We start from the raw sequence: 4,110 nt of genomic DNA on the forward strand, positions 1-4,110 counted from the left end.
GAGTCTGACGCAGTACCTCACGACGACGTGCGCGCTGGCGGACGGGCAGATGCGTGATGGGTTGGAGTGCTTCCTCGACCATCCCGAGCAGGGCATCTCTCGCGCCCGACACCAGCGCATCCGCAGGCGGCGGCAGTGACGTGCCTAACCGGCCTCCGAGCGTAGGACGCCGGGCAGGCGGCTGGTGCGGGGTCGGGCTGGGGGAGGCGTGCTGCGTTGGTGGCCGGGCCCCGTTATCGTCTCCGTGGATAGCGTTTCTGTCCACTCCGCATCGGACGGAGGAAACCGCCGCCCCGGAGGACGTGACGTCGATGCCCCTTGAACCGCGTTTCCGGCGGGTCGCCGCCCTGCACCGGCCGTTCGTGGACAGGGAAGCGGTGATGGCCGCCTTCGCCGACGTGTTACGTGTCCGGGACGGCTCGCCACACATATTCAACCTCGTCGGGGTCGGCGGCATCGGCAAGTCCCGGCTCCTCCAGGAACTGGGGCAGCGCAGCGCCGAGACCCACCGGACCACGACGATCGACCTTCAGGTCCCCGCGATGCGGCAGCAGGCGGACGCCCTCGCGGTCCTGCGCGTCGAACTCGGCCGACAGGGCGTCCGCTTCGACAGATTCGACATCGCCTACGCCGTCCTCTGGCAGCGGCTCCACCCGCACCTGCGCCTTTCGCCAGAGAGCTTCCGTTCCTCGCCTCGGTGGACGACCTGTGGTGCGGCCTCACCCCGCGCCCCTTCACCTGCGTTCACGCCGACGTCCACCGCCGCAACATGATCGTCGGCAACGGCGCGACCACGTTCCTCGACTGGGAACTGACCCTCTGGGGCGACCCCGTCTACGACCTGGCCGTCCACCTCCACAAAATGGCCTACCTGCCGGAGGAAGAGGCGTCCCTGACCACCCGCTGGTCCAGCGCCATGCCGTCCGAGCACATCGTCGGCTGGCAGGACGACCTTGTCGCCTACCGCACCCACGAACGCATCAAGTCGGCCATCGTCGACGCCGTCCGCTACTCCCAACTCTTCGCCCAGGGCGGCTCCTACCCCGAAGACCAGCTCATCGACACGATGACCGCCAAACTCAACGCGGCCCGCCCCCATTGGCACATCCCGGCCCCCATCGACCCGCGAACCGTCGAAAGAGCTCTCCGCCCACACTGACCGTTCTCGGACGTATTCTCATACACCGCCTGCAGGGACGTGGCCCAGCATCGAATCACCCGAATTTAATGGGTGATCTTCCGGTCTACCATCAGGACTATTTTCACCGCTTGTCGGGATACCCTCAAGAGCCGGCTCCTCACCTGGCAAGATGGGTGCCATGGTTGCGACGAATCCGAGGTCTTCCGAGTTGAGGCTGACAGTCGCCGGGGAAGCCCCCCAAGAACTCCTACGCGGCCTACGCGATTGGCTGGCCCACGAGGAAGCGCTGCGCGGCCGTCTGGAGTTGCACGGCGATGCGCCGAGGTCCGGCCATATGGGTGCAGCCCTGGATGTGCTGGTGGTGGCTCTCGGTTCGGGTGGTGCGGGCGCCGTACTGGCGCGTTCCCTGACGACCTGGCTGATACAGCGTCGAGTCGACGTCAAAGTCACAGTGAAGTCACCGGACGGAGGCCACCTCGAGGTTGACGTCAAGCGGGCGGCCGATCCCGAACGGGTGATCGCCGAGTTGCACACGCTGCTGGCCCGACTGGAAGACTGAGTACATGTCGGACCCCTGGACCCCTGAGGGGCTCTCCTCCCGTGTACTGCTGATAGGCGTACCCGACTACCAGTCCCCCGATCTGCCGGAGATTCCCGCCGTGCAGCACAATCTCAGCGCACTGAAGGAAGCCCTGTCAGGCGAACGCGGCCTGCTTCTGCCGAGCCATTGCCGCGTCTTGGGTGGGAACGGCGCCGCCATCGACCAAGGTTTGATTGGCAGGGAACTCTCCCTCGCCCGACGCGAAGCCGAGGACCTACTGCTGGTGTACTACGCCGGCCACGGTCTACTCGACGAGGACGGGCTCCTGCATCTGGCGCTCGCGGGCACCGAACCCGAAAACGTCGGCTTTACCGCCCTTTCGTTCAATCTGGTGAAGCGAGAGCTGGCACAGGCGCGGGCCAAGGCCAGGGTCCTCCTACTGGACTGCTGCTTCTCCGGTCGAGCTGTGGCCGCAATGAGTGCTCCGCACAATCTCCTCTCCGGTCAACTCGATCTGAATGGCACGTACACGCTCACCTCCACCACGGCCACCGCACCCTCCCACGCCCCACCCGGCGCGCCCTACACCGCTTTCACCGGAGCCCTGCTGGATGCTCTGAACACCCCTGAGGCGCTCACCTTGGACGGGATCTACCAGCACGTGGACCGGAAACTGAGCAGTGGAGGCCTACCCCGCCCGCAGGCGCGCTCAGTCAACGCGGCCAGCAACCTTGTTCTTGCCCGCGGGCCGATTCGGAGAAGCCCGCCAGAGGCCCCTTCACCCCCGCCCGGACCGCCGGAAGTGCGCTTCAGTGGCAGACCAGACCGGTTCGGCCGTATCGCATGGAGACTTATCGGCCTGTTGCTCACCGCGTTCGCCATCTGGATAGCTTATATGGGCTGGACGCGAAGTGAATTCAGTACAGTAGTCTTCGCGGCTTTTCTGCCGCCCATCGCGCTTTTTCTTGTGTGGATGACGTACGCCAAGTACATGTCCTTGGTCATCAACGATACCGGCTTGACGATAGAGAGACCAGGATCGCGTTCGAGCCACGTTCCTTGGCGGGATGTCGCCTATGTCGGCATGCTTTACAGCTACACTCACGATGGAAGAAATAAGAGCGTTGAAACGGTCCAAAGTGTCTTGATAGTCCGGCCGTGGCAGCATTGCGACCTGTCACTTAACAGAACTACGGTCGCCTCAGGCTTTTACTGGAACGATGTCGCACGTTCTCTACTGACGATCGGCTATGTCGGCTGCAAGCTTGATGACGTCAACGCTGATCCAGTGTGGCTCCGACAGGCCATCGAGCGCCTCAGCGGCCTGGAATACCGATCCGACCACGAACTCCGCGATCTTGATCCGAGGCTCAATTTCCCGGTGCGTTACTGAAATGGTAAGTCACGAAGCGATCAGTTGACTGCTGACGGTAGCCAGGGCTGCCGTAGGTGAATCGAGTTAGCGGTCTTTACTGAGGTTCCTGGCAAGGTGGCTCGAATGCAGGTCGCACCAGCAGGCACGATCACCTGGTCGCTATGCCCGCGCGGGAACTTGACGGCGTCGTCCAGCACGGTGACCGACCCGGTCTGAGCCGCGGGTGCGAGGGCACCGGCGAGCGGACGGCCGAGACCGGCCAGCCATGTGTCGCCGGTGCCGGGCGACGGCCCCTCGAACGCGGGGCATGCCGAAAGGGCGTGCCCGCGGTCTTCCACGCCGCTGAAACGCCCTTTCGCCGACGCGCCATGTTCCAGCCAGAGACACATACACGCCTTGTGACCAGATTGAACATGGTGGCTACGCGCCAACATGTGATCCTGCATTACACAAGCCGGTTCGATCGACCACACTTCCCTTACCCGGCCGCACGAGCCGTGGACAAGCTGGACAGACCAGCCGATCACCCCTGCGCGCGGGGCGGTGAACGGTTCGACGCACACCATGCACTCGATCGCGCCGAGAGCGAGGACGGACGGCGCGGCCCGGGTGCGGCGCGGGTGGCCGGCAGCATGTGACCATGGCCCGTTGCTTGGAACGGCCATATCGATCAGCGGCTGCCGTAACTACAAATCTGAACATAGCGTCCAACTCCTGCCCGCCGAAGCTTCCGTCACGTAGGGTCGCGTCAGGTCGGTCGAGAGGCTAAGGATCGTGGGCAAACATCAGAATCCGTCGAACTGTGGCATGTGTGGCGGAAGCGGGAAGATAACTGTGAATAACGACGATAAGGAAGAGGAAGTCAGCTGTCCCGGCTGCAACGGTTCGGGAAAGGCATGACTGAACCCATTTCATCCTCGGGCGGCCTGAGCGACGCGGTGGTTTTGTAGGACGGCGATGGCCTTGACGATGTGGCCGGCCTTGCTCGGGCTGCAGCGCAGCTTCCGCAGGATCCGCCATGACTTGAGCTGTGCGTTCGCTCGTTCGCCTGGT

General features: G+C 64.0%; 3 protein-coding genes. All 3 read left to right on the forward strand.

Annotation, left to right across the window (positions count from 1 at the left end; translation table 11 throughout):
• Positions 1-613 precede the first annotated feature (613 nt).
• The 3 genes from E1293_RS48295 to E1293_RS45120 all read left to right on the forward strand — a co-directional run bounded on the left by E1293_RS48295 (position 614) and on the right by E1293_RS45120 (position 3,075).
• A complete protein-coding gene (locus E1293_RS48295) occupies positions 614-1,159 on the forward strand; it encodes a phosphotransferase family protein (RefSeq protein WP_243717516.1) in 546 nt (181 codons plus the stop codon).
• A 160-nt stretch (positions 1,160-1,319) separates the two neighbouring features.
• Positions 1,320-1,700 carry an effector-associated constant component EACC1 gene (locus E1293_RS45115; protein ID WP_132206013.1) on the forward strand — a complete coding sequence of 127 codons (381 nt, stop codon included), beginning with the start codon at positions 1,320-1,322 and terminating at the stop codon, positions 1,698-1,700.
• 4 nt (positions 1,701-1,704) lie between these two features.
• Positions 1,705-3,075, forward strand: a complete 1,371-nt coding sequence (locus tag E1293_RS45120; RefSeq protein ID WP_132206015.1) for a caspase, EACC1-associated type — start codon at positions 1,705-1,707, stop codon at positions 3,073-3,075.
• Positions 3,076-4,110: the final 1,035 nt, after the last annotated feature.

It is taken from the genome of Actinomadura darangshiensis, from assembly GCF_004349235.1.
GTDB classification, from domain to species: Bacteria; Actinomycetota; Actinomycetes; order Streptosporangiales; family Streptosporangiaceae; genus Spirillospora; species Spirillospora darangshiensis.

Coding starts and splice junctions, on each gene's coding strand:
- E1293_RS45115 (WP_132206013.1), top strand. CDS start 1,320: ATGGTTGCGACGAATCCGAGGTCTTCCGAGTTGAGGCTGACAGTCGCC.
- E1293_RS45120 (WP_132206015.1), top strand. CDS start 1,705: ATGTCGGACCCCTGGACCCCTGAGGGGCTCTCCTCCCGTGTACTGCTG.